The 19,578-nt window shown below is 72.3% G+C and carries 7 protein-coding genes and 1 pseudogene; 5 read left to right on the top strand and 3 right to left on the bottom strand.

What is annotated here, in order from left to right; genetic code table 11:
• Window positions 1-9: 9 nt before the first annotated feature.
• Window positions 10-8,598: pseudogene (locus HG543_RS36875) on the top strand (amino acid adenylation domain-containing protein); the annotation flags it as partial.
• A 62-nt stretch (window positions 8,599-8,660) separates the two neighbouring features.
• Here HG543_RS36875 and HG543_RS36870 read toward each other — a convergent pair.
• A complete protein-coding gene (locus HG543_RS36870; RefSeq protein WP_343073527.1) occupies window positions 8,661-9,548 on the bottom strand; it encodes an N-acetylmuramoyl-L-alanine amidase family protein in 888 nt (295 codons plus the stop codon).
• 111 nt (window positions 9,549-9,659) lie between these two features.
• Here HG543_RS36870 and HG543_RS36865 point away from each other — a divergent pair, with 111 nt between their 5' ends.
• The 3 genes from HG543_RS36865 (at window position 9,660) to HG543_RS36855 (ending at window position 17,867) form a co-directional block, all read left to right on the top strand.
• Complete coding sequence (locus HG543_RS36865) at window positions 9,660-11,945, top strand: glycosyltransferase family 2 protein (protein ID WP_169349610.1); 2,286 nt, start codon at window positions 9,660-9,662, stop codon at window positions 11,943-11,945.
• 3 nt (window positions 11,946-11,948) lie between these two features.
• Complete coding sequence (locus HG543_RS36860) at window positions 11,949-14,216, top strand: glycosyltransferase family 2 protein (protein ID WP_169349609.1); 2,268 nt, start codon at window positions 11,949-11,951, stop codon at window positions 14,214-14,216.
• A gap of 114 nt (window positions 14,217-14,330) precedes the next feature.
• Entirely contained in the window at window positions 14,331-17,867 is a 3,537-nt protein-coding gene (locus tag HG543_RS36855) for a glycosyltransferase (RefSeq protein ID WP_169349608.1), read from the top strand.
• A 21-nt stretch (window positions 17,868-17,888) separates the two neighbouring features.
• Here HG543_RS36855 and HG543_RS36850 read toward each other — a convergent pair whose 3' ends face one another.
• Together HG543_RS36850 and HG543_RS36845 are read right to left on the bottom strand one after the other, a co-directional pair.
• Window positions 17,889-18,293, bottom strand: coding sequence for a DUF2304 domain-containing protein (locus HG543_RS36850; RefSeq protein WP_169349607.1), 405 nt, complete (start codon window positions 18,291-18,293; stop codon window positions 17,889-17,891).
• A 6-nt stretch (window positions 18,294-18,299) separates the two neighbouring features.
• Window positions 18,300-18,998, bottom strand: a complete 699-nt coding sequence (locus tag HG543_RS36845; RefSeq protein WP_169349606.1) for a glycosyltransferase family 2 protein — start codon at window positions 18,996-18,998, stop codon at window positions 18,300-18,302.
• Window positions 18,999-19,304: 306 nt separating this feature from the next.
• Here HG543_RS36845 and HG543_RS36840 point away from each other — a divergent pair.
• On the top strand, window positions 19,305-19,578 hold a 274-nt coding region (locus HG543_RS36840), incomplete at its 3' end, for a GDP-mannose 4,6-dehydratase (RefSeq protein ID WP_169349605.1).

Raw genomic sequence — 19,578 nt, 5'->3', positions numbered from 1 at the left:
GAGCTGGTGGTGTGCGTGGACACCGAGTGGGACGTCATCGCCCGCCAGCCGACGAGCAATCCCGCTGGCCGGGTGGGCGGCGGCAACCTGGCATACGTGATGTTCACGTCGGGAAGCACGGGCAGGCCGAAGGGAGTCGGGGTGCCGCATCGAGCGGTCTCGCGACTGGTGCTGAGCGCGGACTACGCCCGCTTCGGGCCGGAGGAGGTGTGGCTGCAACTGGCCCCCATCTCGTTCGACGCGTCCACGCTGGAGGTCTGGGGCGCGCTGCTGCACGGGGCGAAGCTGGTGGTGTACCCGGCGGGCAAGCCGTCACTGGAGGAGCTGGGCCGCAAGCTGGAGGAGGCAGGCGTCACCTCGCTGTGGCTGACGGCCGCGCTCTTCGCGCAGATGCAGGCGCACCAGCCCAAGGCCCTGGGCCGGGTGCGGCAGGTGCTCGCCGGAGGCGACGTGCTGCCGGTGCAGCAGGTGCGCGAGCGGCTGGAAGCCGGCGGTGTGCTCATCAACGGTTACGGCCCGACGGAGAACACGACGTTCTCCGCCACGCACCGGATGGCCACGGTCCGGGAGGCGGGGCCGAGCTCGGTGCCGATTGGCCGCCCCATTCCGAATACGTCCGCGTACGTGCTGGACGGGTTCATGCAGCCGGTGCCGGTGGGAGTCCCGGGCGAGCTGTACGTGGGAGGTGAGGGTCTGGCGGTGGGGTACGTGGGCCGGCCGGAGCTGACGGCGGAGCGCTTCGTGCCCAGCCCGTTCGGGCGAGGGGAGCGGCTGTACCGCACCGGCGACGTGGTGCGGTGGAGAGCGGACGGGACGCTGGAGTTCCTCGGCCGCACGGACCATCAGGTGAAGGTGCGAGGCTTCCGCATCGAGCCGGGCGAGGTGGAAGCGGCGCTGCGCCAGCAGCCCGGAGTCGAGGAAGCCGTCGCGGTGGTGAGGGAGGACACGCCGGGCGACAAGCGGCTGGTGGCGTACGTGGTGGCGCCTGACACGGACGCGATGGCGCTGCGGGAGTCCCTGCGCCAGAAGCTGCCGGAGTACATGGTGCCCTCGACGGTGGTGGCGCTGGACGCGCTGCCCCTGTCGCCCAACGGGAAGGTGGACCGCAAGGCCCTGCCCGCACCCGACTCCCACGAGTCCGCGCGACACGAGTTCCTCGCACCGAACACCCAGACGGAGCAACAGCTCGCCGCGCTCTGGACGGAGGTGCTCGGCACGCCCCGGGTGGGCCGCGGCGACAACTTCTTCGAGCTGGGCGGGCACTCGCTGCTGGCCACGCAGCTCGTCTCCCGCGTCCGCGCCGTGCTGGGCGTGGAGCTGCCCCTGCGCACGCTGTTCGAGGCGCCTGTTCTTCAGGCCCTCGCCCAGCGCATCGATGCCGCGCGCCAGCACGGCGTCGCGCGCGATGTCCCGCCCCTGGTCCCGGTGCCCCGCACCGAAGCGCTACCGCTGTCCTTCGCGCAGCAGCGCCTGTGGTTCATCGACCAGCTCTCCCCCGGGAGCGGTGCCTACAACGTTCCCTTCACCTTGCTCGTGGAGGGCACACCGAAGCTGGACGCGCTCCGGCAGGCGTTCTCCGCCCTCATCGCGCGGCACGAGTCCCTGCGCACCACCTTCGCGATGCACGAGGGCCAGCCCGTCCAGGTCATCCACGCGCCCGCGGACTTTCCGCTCGCCGTGGAGGACCTGAGCACACTGCCTGACGCCGAGCGCCGGGACGCGGCCCGCCGCCTCGCCGTGCAGGAGGCGCTGCGCCCGTTCGACCTCGGGAGCGGTCCGCTCCTGCGCGCCTGCCTGCTGCGCCTGTCCGCCCAGGAGCATGTGCTGGTGCTGGTGCTGCACCACATCGTCTCGGACGGCTGGTCCCTGGGCGTGTTCGTGCGCGAGCTGGGCGCGCTCTACGCCGCCTTCTCCGAGGGACGGCTCGCGTCCCTTCCCGCGCTGCCCGTGCAGTACGCGGACTACGCGGTCTGGCAGCGCCAGTGGCTGAGCGGCGCCGCGCTGGAGGCGCAGCTCGACTGGTGGAAGCAGAAGCTGGCTGGAGCGCCGTCGCACCTGGAGCTGCCCACGGACAAACCGAGGCCCGCGGTGCTGTCCCACCGGGGCGCCACGGTGCCGGTGCGGATGTCCCGCGAGCTGAGCGTCGCCGTCACGGCGCTGGCCCAGGGGGAGGGCGCCACGCCCTTCATGGTGCTGCTGGCGGCCTTCCAGACGCTGCTGTCGCGCTACTCGGGACAGGAAGACCTCAGCGTGGGCTCGCCCATCGCGGGCCGCCGGTATGCGGAGACGGAGAGCCTCATCGGCTTCTTCGTCAACACGCTGGTGCTGAGGGCGACGGTGCGGCCCCGGGACACGTTCCGCGAGCTGCTCGGGCAGGTGCGCGAGACAACGCTGGGCGCGTACGAGCACCAGGACCTGCCCTTCGAGAAGCTGGTGGAGGTGCTGCAGCCGGCGCGCGACCTGAGCCGGAGCGCGCTGTTCCAGGCCCTCTTCGTCCTGCAGAACGCGCCCATGGAGGCGCTCGCGCTTCCCTCGCTGTCGCTGAAGCCGCTGTCCACCGAGGGCGCGGAGTCGGCCCGGTTCGAGCTCACGCTGAACCTCACCGAGACGCCGGACGGCTTCGCGGGCATCCTGCTCTTCAACACGGACCTGTTCACCGAGGCCACGGCCGCGCGCATGGTGGCCCACCTCCAGGTCCTGCTGGAGTCCATCACCGTCAAGCCGGACCAGCGCCTCTCCGAGCTGCCGCTGATGACGCCGGCCGAGCGGCAGCAGGTGTTGAGCGCGTGGAACGACACCGCCGGGGTCTTCCCGGCGGAAGCGTCCATCCACCGCCTCTTCGAGGAGCAGGCGGCCCGGACGCCGGATGCGCCCGCGGTGTCCTTCGAGGACTCGGTCCTCACCTTCGCACGGCTCGATGCCCGGGCGAACCGGCTCGCCGGGTGGCTGCGCTCGCGCGGCGTCGGCCCCGAGGTTCGCGTCGCGCTCTGCCTGGAGCGCGGCGTGGAGATGGTGGTCGCCCTGCTCGCCATCCTCAAGGCGGGCGGTGCCTACGTGCCCATGGACCCGGCTTCTCCCCGCGAGCGGCTCGTCTTCATGTTGGAGGACTGCGGTGCCCGGCTGGCGCTGACCTCGCGCGAGCTCGCCTCGCGGTTCGACGGCGCCTCCGCGGAGGTCGTGTGCCTGGATGACGCGCGCATCGAGGAGCAGCCCGCCCGCGAGTCCGAGGGCCCTCCGTCCCACGTCACCTCGCCGGAACATCTGGCCTACGTCATCTACACGTCCGGCTCCACGGGCGTGCCCAAGGGCGTCATGGTGCGGCACCGCTCCGTGCTCAACCTGCGCCATGCCCTGGCGCGCACCGTCTACGCCGGCCAGCCGTCCGGTCTGCGCGTGAGCGTCAACGCGCCGCTGGCCTTCGACGCCTCCGTCAAGCAGCTCATCCAGCTCCTCGACGGCCACTGCCTGTGCATCGTCCCCGAGGCCACCCGCCAGGACCCCGACGCCATGCGGGCGTGGCTGCATCGCCACCGCGTGGACGTGCTCGACTGCACGCCCTCGCTGCTGCGGCTGCTGGTGCACGCGGGACTGCTGGAGGCCGACTCCGCCCCCCGGCTGCTGGTCCCCGGCGGCGAGGCCATCGACGAGGCGCTCTGGCAGCAGCTCGCCGCCGCGCCCCGCACGCGCACCTTCAACGTCTACGGACCCACCGAGTGCACCGTCGACTCCACCGCCTTCGCCGTCCGGCCCGGGAGCCGTCCCACCATCGGCGGTCCGCTCGCCAATGTCCGGGTGTACGTGCTGGATGACGGGCTGCGGCCCGTGCCCGTCGGTGTGCCGGGAGAGCTGTTCATCTCCGGCGAGGGACTCGCTCGCGGCTACCTGCGCCGTCCGGAACTCACCGCCGAGCGCTTCCTCCCCGACGCCTTCAGCACCACGCCGGGCGCGCGCATGTACCGCACCGGTGACAAGGTGCGCTGGCTGGCGGATGGCACGCTCGACTACCTGGGCCGCACCGACTTCCAGGTGAAGCTGCGCGGCTTCCGCATCGAGCTGGGTGAAATCGAGGCCGCGCTCGTCGAGCATCCCTCCGTGGAGCAGGCGCTCGTCCTCGGCCGCGAGGACGTGCCCGGCCTCGCGCGCCTGGTGGCCTACGTCGTCGCCGCGCCGGGAGCGACGGTGGATGCCGACGCGCTCCGCGCCAGCCTCCGTCAGCGGCTCCCCGAGTACATGGTGCCCACGGCCTTCGTGCCACTGGAGGCCTTCCCCCTCACGTCCAACGGCAAGGTGGACCGCAAGGCGCTGCCCGCGCCGGATGCCTCGGCGCTCGGCTCGGCCCGCATCCACGAGCCGCCCGCGACGACGCTGGAGGAAACGCTGGCCGCGGTCTGGACCGAGGTGCTGCGGGTCGAGCGGGTGGGGCGGCGCGACGACTTCTTCGCGCTCGGCGGCCACTCGCTGCTGGCCACGCAGGTGGTGGCGCGCCTGCGCGCGGTGCTGGGCGTGGAGCTGCCGCTTCGCGCGCTGTTCGAGGCACCCACGCTGGAGGCACTCGCCCTCCGCGTGGAGCAGTCCTCGCGAGGGCCCGTCCTTCCCGCCCCGCGCCCGGTGCCTCGCGAGGGGCCGCTGCCGCTGTCCTTCGCGCAGCAGCGCCTGTGGTTCCTCGACCGGCTCCAGCCCGGAGGCACGGCCTACAACATGCCGGCCGCGTTCCGGTTGGAGGGCACGCTGGACGTGGCCGCGCTGGAGCGCGCCTTCACGGAGCTGGTGCGCCGCCACGAGTCCCTGCGCACCACCTTCCATGACGACGGCGGCACCCCCGTCCAGGTCATCCATCCGCCGGCGCTGTTCCCCCTGCGCGTGGTGGACCTCTCCGGGCGCGAGGACCGCGCGGCCGAGGCGCTCCGACAGGCCCGCGAGGAGGCCGCGCGCGCCTTCGACCTGGCGACCGGTCCGCTGCTGCGTGCCCGCCTGCTGCGGCTGGCGGAAGACGCGCATGTGCTGCTGCTGGACATGCACCACATCGTCTCGGACGGCTGGTCCATCGGCGTGCTGGTGCGGGAGCTGGCCTCGCTCTACCACGCGCTCTCCACGGACCGGCCCGCGGTGCTGCCTCCGCTGCCGCTCCAGTACGCGGACGTCGCCGTCTGGCAGCGCGCGTGGATGACGGGCGAGGCGCTGGAGACGCAGCTCGCCTGGTGGCGCGCGCACCTGGAGGGGGCTCCGCACGTGCTGGAGCTGCCCACGGACTTCGTCCGGCCTCCGGTGCGCTCCTTCCGTGGCGCCTCCGTCCCCGTCCGGCTCTCGCGGCCGCTGTCCGACGCGCTGCGGGCCTTCTGCCGCGAGCAGGCCGTCACTCCCTTCATGGCCTTGCTGGGTGCCTTCCAGGCCCTGCTGTCGCGCTACTCGGGGCAGGAAGATTTCATCGTGGGCTCGCCCATCGCGGGCCGCCGGTTCGCGGAGCTGGAAGGGCTCATCGGCTTCTTCGTCAACACGCTGGCCCTGCGCGCGCGCCTGGGCGGCGGCCCCAGCTTCCAGGACGTGGTGGCCCGCGTCCGCGAGGCGACGCTCGGTGCCCAGGCCCACCAGGACATCCCGTTCGAGAAGCTCGTCGAGTCGCTCGCCTCGGGCCGCTCCCTGGAGCGCTCGCCGCTGTTCCAGGTGTTCTTCGCGCTCCAGAACGCGCCACGCCCCGCGCTGGCCGGAGAGGGGCTGTCCATCCACCCCGTCGAGGTGGAGAACCGCACCGCGAAGTTCGACCTGGAGCTCTCCCTGACCGAGCTGCCGGAGGGCTTCGACGGCCAGCTCATCTACAGCACGGACCTGTTCCTGCCCGCCACGGCGCGGCGTCTCGCCGAGGGCTTCACGCACTTCCTGGAGGCGCTGCTGAGCCAGCCCCGACGGCCCGTGTCCAGGGTGCCGCTGTTGTCCGCGGACGCGCTGCATTCGCTCCTCGTGGACTTCAATCGCGCGCCCGCGGACTTTCCCACCACGGAGACGATGCCGGGCCTCTTCGCGCGTGTCGCCGCCGAGCGCGCCAACGCCATCGCCGTGGAGTTCGGCGCTCAGCGGCTCACCTACGCGCAGCTCGACGCGGCCTCCAACCAATTGGCCCACCTGCTCGTGGCGCGGGGCGTGCGGCCGGATGCTCCCGTGGCGCTCGCGCTGGAGCGCTCCGTCGAGCTCATCGTCTCGCTGCTGGCCATCCTCAAGGCGGGTGGCGCCTACCTCCCGCTCGACACCTCGTATCCGCGCGAGCGACTGGCCGCGATGATCGAGGACGCGCGGCCCGTGCTCCTGCTCACCTCCCGCGCGCACCGGGACGCCGTCCCTGCTGCCGGGTCGCTGCCCGTTCTCCTCGTGGAGGACCTCCAGGAGGAACTCGCGGGACGGCCCACGCACGCGCCCTCGGTGGCGTTGTTGCCGCAGCACCTCGCGTATATCGACTTCACCTCCGGCTCCACGGGCCGGCCCCGGGGCGTGGCCATCACCCACCGCGCCGTGCTGCGCACCGTCGTCAACACGCCCTACGCGGACGTCTCGGCGGACCAGTCCTTCCTGCTCATCGCGCCCATCTCCTTCGACGCGTCGACGCTCGAAATCTGGGGCCCGCTGCTCAACGGTGGCCGGCTCGTCGTCTTCCCCCCGACGTCGCCGAGCGACCTGGACCGGCTCTCCGCCGTGCTCCAGGAGCACTCCGTCACCACGCTCCACCTCACCGCGGGCCTCTTCTCGCAGATGGTGGATTCGCACCTGGACGGGCTGCGGGGCGTGCGCCAGCTCCTCACGGGCGGTGACGTCGTCTCAGCGCCCCATGTGCGCCGCGTCCTCGACACGCTGCGCATTCCGGTGACGGCCTGCTACGGCCCCACCGAGGGCACGCTCTTCACGTCCTGCTTCCGGATGACGTCCTCGGAGCAGCTGCCCGGCGCCGTGCCCATCGGCACGCCCATCACCGCCACCCGGGTGTACCTGCTGGATGCGTTCCTGCAGCCGGTGCCCGTGGGCGTGCCGGGCGAGCTCTTCATCTCCGGTGAAGGCCTGGCGCGAGGCTACGTGGGAAGCCCGGCGCTCACCGCCGAGCGCTTCCTCCCGGACCCCTTCGCCTCCGAGGCGGGCGCGCGCATGTACCGCACGGGAGACCTGGCGCGCTGGCGGCCCGACGGGGTGCTGGAGTTCCTCGGCCGCAAGGACTTCCAGGTGAAGGTGCGTGGCTTCCGCATCGAGCTGGCCGAAGTCGAAGCGGCGCTGCTGGCCTTCCCGGGCGTGCGCGAGGCGGTGGCCCTGGCGCGCGAGGACGTGCCCGGTGACAAGCGCCTCGTTGGCTACGTCGCGGCGGAGTCGTCGCTGGACGTGGGCGCGCTGCGCTCGCACCTCCAGCGCCGGCTGCCCGAGTACATGGTGCCCTCGGCCCTGGTGCGGCTGGACGCGCTGCCGCTGACGGCCAACGCGAAGGTGGACCGGAGGGCGCTGCCCGCGCCCGAGGCACGCGTGGACTCGCGTCCCTTCGTTCCCCCGAGGACGCCGACCGAGCAGCGGCTGGCGGCGCTCTGGGCCGAGGTGCTGCGCGTGGAGAAGGTGGGCCTGCACGACGACTTCTTCGAGCTGGGCGGGCACTCGCTGCTGGCCACGCGGCTGGTGGCACGGGTGCGCGCGGCGCTGGGAGTGGACCTCCCGCTGCGAGCCCTCTTCGAAGCGCCCACGGTGGAGCGGCTCGCCGCGTGGCTGGAGGGCACGAGGCCCGAGGGCCCCGAGCGCCACTGCGTGACGCTGCAGTCCGAGGGCACGGGCACGCCGGTGTTCTTCGTGCACGCCGTGGGGGGCGCGGTGGGGCCCTACCGCGAGCTGGCGCGGAAGCTCGGTCCGGGGCGGCCCTTCCACGGGCTCCAGGCCTCCGGATTGGACGGGCGCGAGGCTCCGCTGGAGTCGGTGGAGGCCCTGGCCCTGCGGTACGTGGAGGCGCTGCGCGCGGTGCGACCCGAGGGGCCCTACGTGCTCGGCGGTTGGTCCATGGGTGGCGTGGTGGCCTTCGAGATGGCGCGCGAGCTGGAGCGGCGGGGCCAGCAGGTGGAGCTGCTGGTGCTGCTGGACAGCTTCGCGCCGGTGGACGGAGGGACGGTGCCGGAGCCGGAGGGCACGCTGCTGCTGGCGGGCATGGCCATGGACCTGGCGCGCACGGCGGGCGCCGAGCCGGCGCTGCGGCCGGAGCTGCTCGCGGAGCTTCCCGAGGACGAGCAGCTCGCCTTCGTGGCCCGGCAGGCGCATGAGGCCGGCTGGCTTCCTCCGGAAGTGGGGGAGGCGGAGCTTCGGGCGTGGCGCGACGTGACGCGAGCGAACATGCGCGCCTTCGCGGGCTGGCGTCCCGGTTCCTACGGTGGGCCCGTGCTGCTGCTGCGCGCGAAGGACGCGAAGCGCGAGCACACCGTGGACCCCACGCATGGCTGGGCGCGCTGGGTGACGGGAGGGCTCACGGTGGAGGACGTGCCGGGAGACCACTACAGCGTGCTGCGGGCGCCGCACGTGGACACGCTGGCGCGGCGGCTGGAGGCGCACGTCGCGGACGCCGCGGAGGGCGATGACAGGCGCGAGGAGGGCTGAGGCTGACAGGGCCGGGGGCAGAGCGACGGGGCCTCCGGTGGCGGCCTCCGCTCAGCGGCCGCTCACGGTTGTGCCGCCGCGCTGGACTCCGGTGGCGCCGTGGGCGCGAGCGCGTCCACCAGTCCCTGGGCCACGGCTGCGGCGAAGGCCTCCAGCGTGCGCTCCTCGCGCCAGCGCGCGGCTTCCTCGAAGTCGAGCGCGTGGTGCGTCTCGATGATGACTGAGGGCAGGGTGGGCCGGCGCAGCACGAAGATGCGCCGGTGCGTGGGCTCGCTCACGCGCGAGACGAACACGCCGGGCTGGGCGGAGTCGGTGGCATACAGCCCCTCGTAGTCCACGCCGTCATAGTGACGGAAGCCGGCCCGGCCCAGGTGCCGCGCGATGGCGCGCGCCAGCTCCGCGCGCCGGGTCCGCAGCGGCGCATCGGCCTCCTCGGACCAGAGCACGCTGAACCCCGGAGACGCATCCTGCCGGTAGCACTGCTGCCCGGGTGAGGGCTCCCAGGGCGACGCCATGCCGCGCGCGTCCGAGTGCAGGCTCAGCAGCGCATGGGCGTTCCACTTCCGCGCGGCGTTGAGGCGGGAGGGGTAGGGGACACGCTCGCCCGACTTGCGGCTGAGACGTACCTGGAAGTGGCCAGTGGCCTCCAGCCTCCGCGCCAGGTCCTCCGCGACGCGCAGGGTGAACGCCTCCTCGTCCTCACAGGTGACGGAGCGGTTGCCCGTGTTCCCCTGCGCACCATGCCCCGCGTCCAGGTAGATGCGCCGCGTTCCAAAGCCCTTGGGAAAGCGCACCTGGGCCACGCTCAGCGGAGCGCCCGGCGCGGGCCAGGCGGGCGGGGTCATCGTGACGGGACGGGACGCGGACGTCTCCTGCGCGAGGGCAGGCACGGAGGTCAGCCCGGTGAGCAGGGCGAGTCCCAGTCGCAGCGAGGCGGTGGCTCTTGGCACGACATGCTCCGGCATCCCGAGGGGATGGCTGCTCGAAGGGCGGCCGGGGGCCTTGATGCGCGAGCGCATTCTCCCGGGGCCTCCCATTCCACGAACTGTACTATGCGCGGCATGAACCCTTCGTTTCCAGCGGGCGGCCAGCGGGCTTCCTCGCCTGCCAGCCCGGATGACCCCGTGCCGCTGGATGCGTTCGTGGACGTGCTGGGCTTCGACGTGCCGCCGTCGCAACACGCGCGCTGGGGCGGCGCCATCACCCGACTCAAGCAGGTGGCCGTGGTGGGGCTCGGGCCGGTGCAGCAGGCGTTGCTGGCGCGGCAGGCGCGCTTCAATGCCCTGCTCGCGGAGCTGCTGCGCGAGCCGAGGCCCTCCGTGCCGGCGCGGGTCCGCTCGGAGCTGGCGCCACTGACGGAGCCGGCGGCTCCGGAGTCCGGCCCCGCATCGGGCGTGGGGCAGGCGATGCTCGGGCAGGCGCGGCGGTGGCTGCGCGAGACGTGGGGCGAGGCCCAGCACGCGTGGAATCTCGAGGTCGTGGGGCTGCTGTCCGGTCCCTCCTGGCCGCCGCGGACGGAGGGCGCCCGCGCGCGGCTGGACGCCCTGGAGGCGCGGTGTGACGTGCTGGCGCGGGCACGGCCTCCGCGCGTGTTGCTGCCGCTGCTGCGCGAGGTGCTGCGCCGACAGGTGGCCTTCAACCATGCGTGTGTCCGGAAGCTGCGCCACATGCTGGGCGCCGCCCGCCCCGTCATGTGCCTTCCACGACCGGAGGCCTACGCGCGTCAAGCGTACGCACAGGAAGCCCGCGACGTCCCGGAAGCCGTTGCCGCGCTCACGCGGTTGGAGCACAGGCCTCTCTTCAGCCTCGTGACGCCCGCGTGGGAGACGCCGGCCCCGGTCCTGCGCGCCTGCATCGAGTCCGTGCTCGCGCAGGTGTATCCCCACTGGGAGCTGTGCATCGTCGATGACGGGTCGCGCAGTCCCGAGGTGGAGGCCGTCGTCCGCCGGTTCGCCGCGGAGGATTCGCGCATCCGCTTCGCGCGGCTTCCCTCCAATCAGGGCATCGCTCGCGCCACCAACGCCGCGCTGGAGCTGGCCACCGGCGACTTCATCGGCTTCCTCGACCACGACGACCTGCTGGCGCCGCACGCGCTCGCCGAGGTGGCACTGCGGCTGGCCGCCGCGCCGGACACGGACGTCCTCTATTCGGACGAGGACAAGGTGGACGAAGCGGGAGCGCGCTTCGCGCCCTACCTGAAGCCGGAGCTGTCTCCCGAGCTGCTGCGGGCGGTGAACTACGTCTGCCACTTCCTCGTGGTGCGCGCCTCCCTGATGCGGGACGTGGGCGGCATCCGCCCCGGCTTCGAGGGCGCGCAGGACCACGACCTGGTGCTGCGCCTCCTGGAGCGGACGCGGCGCTTCGCCCACATCCCCAAGGTGCTCTACCACTGGCGCACGCTGCCCGGCTCCACCGCCACGGATGCCAGCACGAAGCCCGCCGCCTCCGAGGCGGGACGCCGCGCCGTGGTCGAGCATCTCGCGCGACTGGGCGAGGCGGGCGAGGTGGAGTCCCAGGCACCGGGCCTCTACCGCATCCGCCATCCGCTGCCCCGGCGCGCGAGCGTGTCCGTGCTGCTGACGGGCCCCGGCGCGGAGGACTCCGCCACGCTGGCGGCGCTGCTGGACACGGCGGGCGACGTGGACCTGGAGGTCCTGCTCCCGCGGTCCGGGGATGCGGCCCTCGATGCGAAGGAGGGTGGCCGCGCGCGCCATGTGAGGGTCTCCGAGGGATTGTCGCCGGGCGCCGTGGCCAACCACCTGCTGCGGGAGGCGCGCGGCGAGGTGGTCTTGCGCCTGGAGGCGGGCATGGTGCCCACGGAGCAGGGGTGGTTGACGGAGCTGGCCTCACAGGCGCTGCGCCCGGACGTGGGTGTGGTGGGCGCTCGCATCGTCACTCCGGCGGGCACGTTGGTGCATGCGGGCCTGACCCTGACTCCGGACGGCGGCGTGGCGCGCCTCTTCTCCGGGCTGCCGGACCCGTCGCTGACGGCGTTCGGGGGCTCGCACTGGCCCCGCGAGCTGCTGGCCGTGTCCGGGGCCTGTGCCATGAGCCGCCGCGAGGTGCTGGAGCGGCTCGGTGGCTGGGACGAGGGGCTTCTGTCGGCGGAGGCCTGCGCGGTGGACCTGTGCCTGCGCGCGGTGGGCATGGGCCTGCGGGTGGTGTACACGCCCCAGGCGCGGTTGGTGAGCACGGTGGAAACGCCCGATGGGGCCTGGGACGCGGCGGACCTCGCGAGGCTGCGGGCGCGTGCCGGCCCCTGGCCAGGCACGGGGCGGGGAGACCCCTTCGGCAATCCCCATGTCGTGTCGGGTGGGGCCGGGGGCATGGCGTCCCGGGAAGGCTGAGTCATGACGGAGCGGAAGGTGGGCAAGGCACGGCGGGACTTCACTCGCATGGCGGCCGGGCAGTTGCGCCAGGTGCGCAGGAGCGTGGTGCGCCGGCGGGTGCGATTCGTGGGCGTGCCCGGGCGTGGCGCCTCGCGGGTGGAGGGCGGACGCTTCGGCTGGGAGGCGGACGGGCCTGATGCCGTGCTGGAACTGGTTCCCGAGACGGGGACGCTGCCCTCGGGCTGGGTGGAGCTGTCCCTGACGCTGGAGACGGAGGACGCGGAGGCCGCCTCGCCCGTGCTCCAGGTGGACGCCGGCGGAGCGAGCGCCGCGGTCAGCATCCGCCTGCCCATGGCGCCGGATGGAAGGGTGCGGGCGCTGGTGCGGCTGCCCGACGCGGCGCGCGCGCTGCGGTTGGGGCCGGTGACCCGGCGCACGCGCTTTCGCATCGCGGACGCGCGCGCGGTGGAGCTGGGTCAGGCCGAGGCGACGCTGCGCATGGCCTGGCCCCTGGCGCTGCGCCTGCTGCGCGAGCCGGAGCGCATCGGCCAGGTGGCGCGCCGCTACATGGGCATGCTGCGCTCCGAAGGCCTGCGGGGCCTGGATGGGATGCTGGGCGAGAAGTCCCGCGGGCAGCTGTCGCTGGAGCACTACGAGGACTGGATTCGCCAGTACGAGACGCTCACCGACGCGGCCCGCGAGGAGCTCCGCGGCGCGGTGGCGGCGCTGCCGTATCAGCCGCTCGTGTCCGTGGTGATGCCCACCTACAACACGCCCGCGGTGTGGCTGCGCCGGGCGCTCGATTCCGTGCGGGCCCAGCTCTACCCCCACTGGGAGCTGTGCATCGCGGACGACGCGTCTCCCAGCCCCGAGGTGCGTCAGGTGCTGGAGGAGTACGCGCATCGGGACGAGCGCATCCGATTCGTCGTGCGGCCCGAGAACGGGCACATCTCCGCGGCCTCCAACTCCGCGCTGGAGCTGGTCCGGGGCGAGTTCGTCGCGTTGCTGGACCACGACGACGAGCTGTCGGTGGACGCGCTGGCCCGCGTGGTGGAGGAGCTCAACGCGCATCCGGACGCGGACATCGTCTTCAGCGACGAGGACAAGCTGGACACCCAGGGCCACCGCTACGACCCCTACTTCAAGCCGGAGTGGAACCTGGACCTGTTCCGCTCGCAGAACCTCATCAGCCACCTGGGCGTGTACCGCACGGAGCGCCTGCGCGAGGTGGGCGGCTTCCGCCGGGGCTTCGAGGGCAGCCAGGACTATGACCTGGCGTTGCGCGTGGTGGAGCGCACCACGCCCGAGCGCATCCGGCACATTCCCCGCGTGCTGTACCACTGGCGCGCCATTCCCGGCTCCACCGCGCTGGACGTGGGCGAGAAGGACTACGCGAGCACCGCCGCGCGCCGCGCCCTGCAGGAGCACCTGGACCGCACCGCGAGCGGCGCGCGCATCGAGCCGGGGCCGCAGGCCGCCCTCCACCGCGCGCGCTACCCGCTGCCCTCGCCGCTGCCTGCCGTCACCGTCATCCTCCAGACCCGCGGCGGCGCGGACGCCTCCCCGCGCCAGCAGGCACTGCGCCTCGCGACGGACTACCCCACGGTGGAGTGGCGCTCCGCCGCGCCGGCCGCGAGTCCCTCCGAGGCCGCCAACCTCGCCGCGCGCGAGGCCCGGGGCGAGGTGCTCGTCTTCCTCGACGCGGACCTGGAGCCCCAGGCGCCCGGCTGGCTCGCGGAGCTGGTGTCCCACGCGCTGCGGCCGGAGGTGGGCGCGGTGGGGGCGAAGCTCTGTCACGCCGATGGGACCGTCGAACACGCGGGTCTGGTCCTGGGCATGGGACCCGAGGGCCTCGCGGGCTATCCGCACCGGGGGCTTGCGCGCGCCGCGCCCGGCCATGTCGGCAGGGCGGTGGTCATCCAGCAGTTCTCGGCCGTGAGCGCCTCCTGCCTCGCGGTGCGCCGCGCCCACTTCGAGGCGGTGGGAGGCTTCGACGCCGAGCACCTTCCGGACGTGTGGCGGGACGTGGACCTCTGCCTGCGACTCCGAGAGCGCGGCCTGCGCACCGTCTGGACACCGTACGCGGAGCTGACGTGGCGCGGGCGTCACGGCGCGGGGCAGGAGGAGGGTGACTCGCGGGTCCGCGCCGGGGCGTGGCTCCAGGCCCGCTGGGGTGAAACGTTGCGCCGTGATCCCTTCCACAGTCCCAATCACGCGCTGGACTGGGAGGATTTGCGGCTCGCATGGCCTCCACGTGTGAGACCTTCCGGCGGGGCGAACGTTCCCTGAGCGGGCAGGGGAGTGGACGGTGTCCCCCTGCCCTGAGAAGGAGGGGGGCCACCACCTTGACCCTGCCCACGTCGGGTGCCATGGAGGAGCGTTCAAGCACACCGCACTTCGACCATGCATCAACTGCTCAATCCGCTGGACCATCCGCTCTGTCTGTCCACGCCTGGCCGATTGCTGGCCTCCTCCGCGTGGCTCGAGCACGTCCCCTTCGCGATGTTCCTCGTGGACCTGGTGCGGCCAAGGGTCCTCGTGGAGCTGGGGACCCGCTCCGGGGTGTCCTACTGCGCCTTCTGCCAGGCCGTGTCCGAGCTGAAGCTGGAGACGCGGTGCCACGCGGTGGGCCGCTGGGCGGACGAGGACGAGGTGCTGGCGGACCTGCGCGCCCATCATGACACGCGGTACAGCGGCTTCTCCCAGTTGCGGCGGATGACCTCCGATGAGGCCGCGCGGACGTTCGAGGACGGCTCCATCGACCTGCTGCACCTCGACGGTGGCGGAGACCCCGCGCAGGCGCGCGCGGACTTCGAGCAGTGGCGGTCGAAGCTGAGCCGCTCGGGCATCGTCCTCCTCCATGCCATCCGGGAGCGGGACTCCGGCGCGCGGAAGCTCTGGGCGGAGCTGCGGGAGCGCCATCCCTCCTTCGAGTTCGAGCACGGCCACGGCCTGGGTGTGCTGATGGTGGGCGACGAGCCGTCCGAGAGCATGCGCGCGCTGGCGGCGCTGCGCGGCGAGGACGCGGCCCGCTTCCGTGCCTTCTTCTCCGAGCTGGGGGCGCGGCTGTCGCTCCGGGGGCGCGGCGAGGCGCTGAGCGCGGAGGTGGCCCGGCTCGCGGCGCGCGACGCGGAAGCCAGCCGCCGTGCCGCCGCGCTCCAGGAGGAGCTGGCCGCGGTGGCACGGCGCGCGCAACTGGACGCGCGGACGCTGCGCGAGCGCGAAGTCCGGCTGGAGCGGGCCGAGTTCGCCCAGCGTCAGCTCCGCAGGGAGCTGGCCCAGCGCGACGCGCAGGTGGCCCAGTTGGACGGAGTGGTGGCCCACCAGCGCGAGCAGCTCGCGCAAATCTCCGGCAGCATGGGCTGGAAGCTCGTCAACCGCTACTGGGCCATGCGCGAGCGCGTGCTGCCCCCGGGGACGAAGCGCGGCCACTATTATCAGGTGGGCAAGCGCACCCTGAAGAAGGTGGGCTCCGGGCTGGTGAAGCTGCCGAAGGCGGACTGGCTTCAGCGCCGGGCCACCGCGGCTTCGGTGCCCGCCACGGCCCAGGCGTCCACACCGGCCGCGGTCTCCAAGCCCGACCCCCGCTTCCCCTGGTCGGCGCCGCTCACGCAGCGCTCCCAGTCGAGCTTCGGGCGGCGCATCCTCCTCGTCGCCGAGCTGTCGCTCCCCCAGTGCAAGCGCTACCGCGTGGACCAGAAGGTGGAGATGCTCCACCGCCTCGGCTACGAGGTCACCGTCCTCCGGTGGAGTGACCACGCCGAGTGCAAGGTGGCCCTGCAGTTCCACGGGCTCGTCATCTTCTACCGGGTGCCCGCGGTGCCCTTCGTGGTGGAAGTCATCGAGGAGGCGAAGCGGCTGGGCCTGCCCAACTTCTTCGACGTCGACGACCTCATCTTCGACGTCGAGGAGTACCAGCGGAACAGCAACGTGCAGCGCCTCCCGCAGGAGGAGCGCGACCTGCTGCTGGAGGGCGCGCACCTGTACCGCAAGTCGCTGAGCCTCTGCGACAACGCCATCGCGAGCACGCCAACCCTCGCCGAGCACATGGCCCGGGTCGTTCCGGGCAAGGTGTACGTGGTGGAGAACTGCCTGGACCCGGGCATCCTCGCCCTGGCCACGGAGATGGAGCGGCGCCCGCCCGCGGTGGACTCGCGGATGGTCACCATCGGTTATGGCAGCGGCAGCAAGGCGCATGACGTCGACTTCGCCATGGCGGCGGACGCCATCCTCAAGGTCATGGCGCGGCACGGGAACGTGCGCCTGGCCATCCATGGCTACCTGCAGCTGCCCGCGGGGTTCGAGCGCTTCTCCGACCGGGTGTTCCGCATCCCCTTCCTGGAAGCGGATGACTACCTGCGCGCGCTGGCCTCGTGGCAGATCAGCATCGCGCCGCTGGAGCGCACCGTCTTCAACGACGCCAAGAGCAACATCAAGTTCATCGAGGCGTCCGTCTTCCGTGTGCCGACCGTGTGCTCCGGCTCGGGGCCCTTCCGCGAAATCGTGGAGCACGGCCGCAATGGCATGATTGCCACCACGCCCGAGGAGTGGGAGGCCGCGCTGACGGCGCTGGTGGAGGACGCGGGCCTGCGCCAGCGGATGGGCGAGGAGGCGCACCGCTCGGTGATGGCGCGCTACGACCCGGCGGTGGTGGCCACCGAGCGGCTGCTGCCCGTGGTGAAGCACCTGCCGGAGCCTCCGCCGCCGCGCCTCAAGGTGATGGAGGTGAACATCCTCTTCGCGCCGCTGAGCTTCGGGGGCGCCACCATCGTCGCGGAGCAACTGGCCCAGCGGCTCCAGGCGGAAGGGTGCGACGTCACCGTCTTCACCGGCATCCTGGAGTCGCCGCTGCCCCCGTACAGCGTGGTGCGCTACGAGACGCAGGGCCTGCCGGTGATTGCCGCGCAGCTGCCGCCGGGAGGGGACCGCACGCAGGACTACCAGAACCCGAAGATGGCGGAGCTGTTCGCCCAGGCGCTGAAGTCCGTGCGGCCGGACGTGGTGCACTTCCACTCCATCCAGATGCTGAGCGCGTCGCTGGCGTCGGCCTGTGTCGCGGAGGGCATCCCGTACACCATCACCCTGCACGACGCGTGGTGGCTGTGCGAGCGGCAGTTCATGGTCCGTGAGGACCACACGTACTGCCACCAGAAGACCATCGACCTGCGCGTGTGCTCCAAGTGCGTGCCGGACTCGCGCTTCACCTTCAAGCGCACCTTCACCCTGCGCAAGGTGCTGGACGACGCCGCCCTGCTGCTCACCCCGAGCGAGTTCCAGCGCCAGCTCTACATCGCCAACGGCGTGGCGCCCGAGCGCATCGTGGTGAACAAGAACGGCGTGCTGCTGCCCACGCGCTCGCGCAACGCCCGCCCCGAGGGCGCGCCCGTGCGCTTCGCGTACCTGGGCGGCAACGCGGCCCACAAGGGCTACTTCTTCCTCAAGAGCCTCTTCGAGTCGCTGCCCGAGGACAACTACGTCCTGAAGATGACCGACATCCTGCTGCGCCTGGGCAAGCGCTCCATCGACGCGCAGGCCTGGACGGTGAAGGGGCGCGTCGAGGTCGTCCCACCGTATGACCAGGAGCGGATGGACGACTTCTTCGACAGCATCGACGTGCTGCTGATGCCGTCCCAGTGGAAGGAGAGCTTCGGGCTGGCGGTGCGCGAGGCGCTCGCCCGGGATGTCTGGGTCATCACCACCGCGGCGGGTGGCGTGGTGGAGGACATCGTGGACGGCGTGAATGGCAACGTCGTCGAGATTGGCGACGAGGAGGGCTTCCGCCGCGCGGTGCGCGAGCTGCTGGCCCATCCGGAGCGGCTCGCCCGGTACCGCAACCCGGCGCGGGGCACGGTGAGGGACTACGTGACGCAGGGCGCGGAGCTGCGCGGACTGCTCGCCGGCGTCGTGGCGCGGCCGGTGCAGGAGCGCGCCACCGGCTGAGCGTCCGCGGTGGACCCGCCGTCAGGCGCTTCGGGAGTCGCCCAGGAGTTGGGTGGCGACGGGCACCGCCGCGGGGACTGACGGGTGGCGGCGCTCCTGCTCGGCGGCGGCGAGGATGGCCACCTCCTGCGCCAGGCGCTTGATCTGCTGGCGCTGGTCGGCGACCTGCAGGCTGAGCCGGTACACCAGCCACAGCAGCGTCGTGCACGCCAGGAAGAACAGCGCGGAGGGCGGGTAGTAGATGCCCATCGCGCGGGCGAGGGTGTCGACGCCGTCGCGCCACAGGGACAGGCCGGCGACGATGGCGGCCACCATCAGCCAGGCGAACGTGTGCCGCTCACTGGTGCGCCGACGGCGGGCGGAGAGCAGGACGGTGAGGGCGAAGGCGGTCGCGAAGGCCACGCCGATGAGACTGGAGCGGAACATGGCAGCTCAGACGGGGCGCGCCCGTTCCATGAGAAGGGCGAAGGAGACCTTCGCCATGTAGAAGGCGGACTTCCAGGCCGTGAGCGAGCTGGTGCCCGTGAGACGCGGGCGCATGCGCACCGGCACCTCGGCAATCGTCAGCCCCTGGCGCGCGGCGATGAGGACACTCTCCGGCTCCGGGTAGTCATGCGGGTGGGTGCGCGCGAAGAGGCGGATGGCGCGCGGGCCGAAGCCGCGGAAGCCCGAGGTCGGGTCGGTGATGCGCTGATGGCTGAGCGACGACAGCAGTCGCGCCAGGAAGCGGTTGCCGAAGCGGCGCAGCCACGTGGAGCGGAAGCTGGTGATGCCGGCGAAACGGCTGCCGATGACGAGCTCCGAGCCCGCGTCCAGCGCCTGCAGCAGCGCCTCCACCGAGGACGGGTCGTGCTGTCCGTCCCCGTCCATGCGGATGACGCGACGGTAGCCGTGGCGGGCGGCATAGAGCAGCCCACTGGCCTCCGCGGCGGCGACGCCCAGGTTGAAAGGGTGCGTCAGGACGTAGGCACCCGCGGACCGGGCCTGCACCGCCGTCTGGTCGGCCGAGCCATCATCCACGACGAGCACATCCATGGCGGGCAACAACTGCTTCAGCTCCGCCACGGTGGACGCGATGCACTCCTCTTCGTTGTAGGCCAGCAAGACGATGAGGCCGCGAGGGTTTTCCATACTTCCCCCAGTGAAGCTCGACGCGCGTTCTATCCGTTTCCGGGGTGAGGAGAAAGGTAGCTGTTCCCTGCTGGCCTGAAGGGTGGGGAGGCGGCTTGCGGCGCCGATGTGGGCCTCGGATTTCCGTGGGCGGCTCGCGGGCGGGATGGGAGTCGTTCGGCTGCCCTCTCGGGGAGCGCATTCCGCCTGTCTGCCCTCGGCCCCGGGGGGACCGGCGTGCAAGCGCGAATGTTGCCTTACCTTGACGCCGCTCCCCCTGCTCCGATACGGAGGGCCCTTATCCCGTTATCCGTGGTGAGTACGTCGATGAACGTCCTGGTGACAGGTGGTTGCGGCTTCATTGGTTCGAACCTCGTGAAGTACCTGCGGCGCGAGCGGCCGGACTGGAAGATCGTCAACCTCGACAAGCTCACGTACGCGGGCAACCTCGAGAACCTCTCCGACCTGGAGGGCGACCCCCGCCACGTCTTCGTGCGCGGCGACATCGGCAACCGCGAGCTCGTCGAGCACCTGATGGCGGTGCACTCCATCGACGCCGTCATGCACCTGGCCGCCGAGAGCCACGTGGACCGCTCCATCC

Source organism: Pyxidicoccus fallax (assembly GCF_012933655.1).
Lineage (GTDB): Bacteria > Myxococcota > Myxococcia > Myxococcales > Myxococcaceae > Myxococcus > Myxococcus fallax.
The sequence above is the reverse complement of the archived record's forward strand: the minus strand, read 5'-3'. Positions and strand labels throughout refer to the sequence as shown.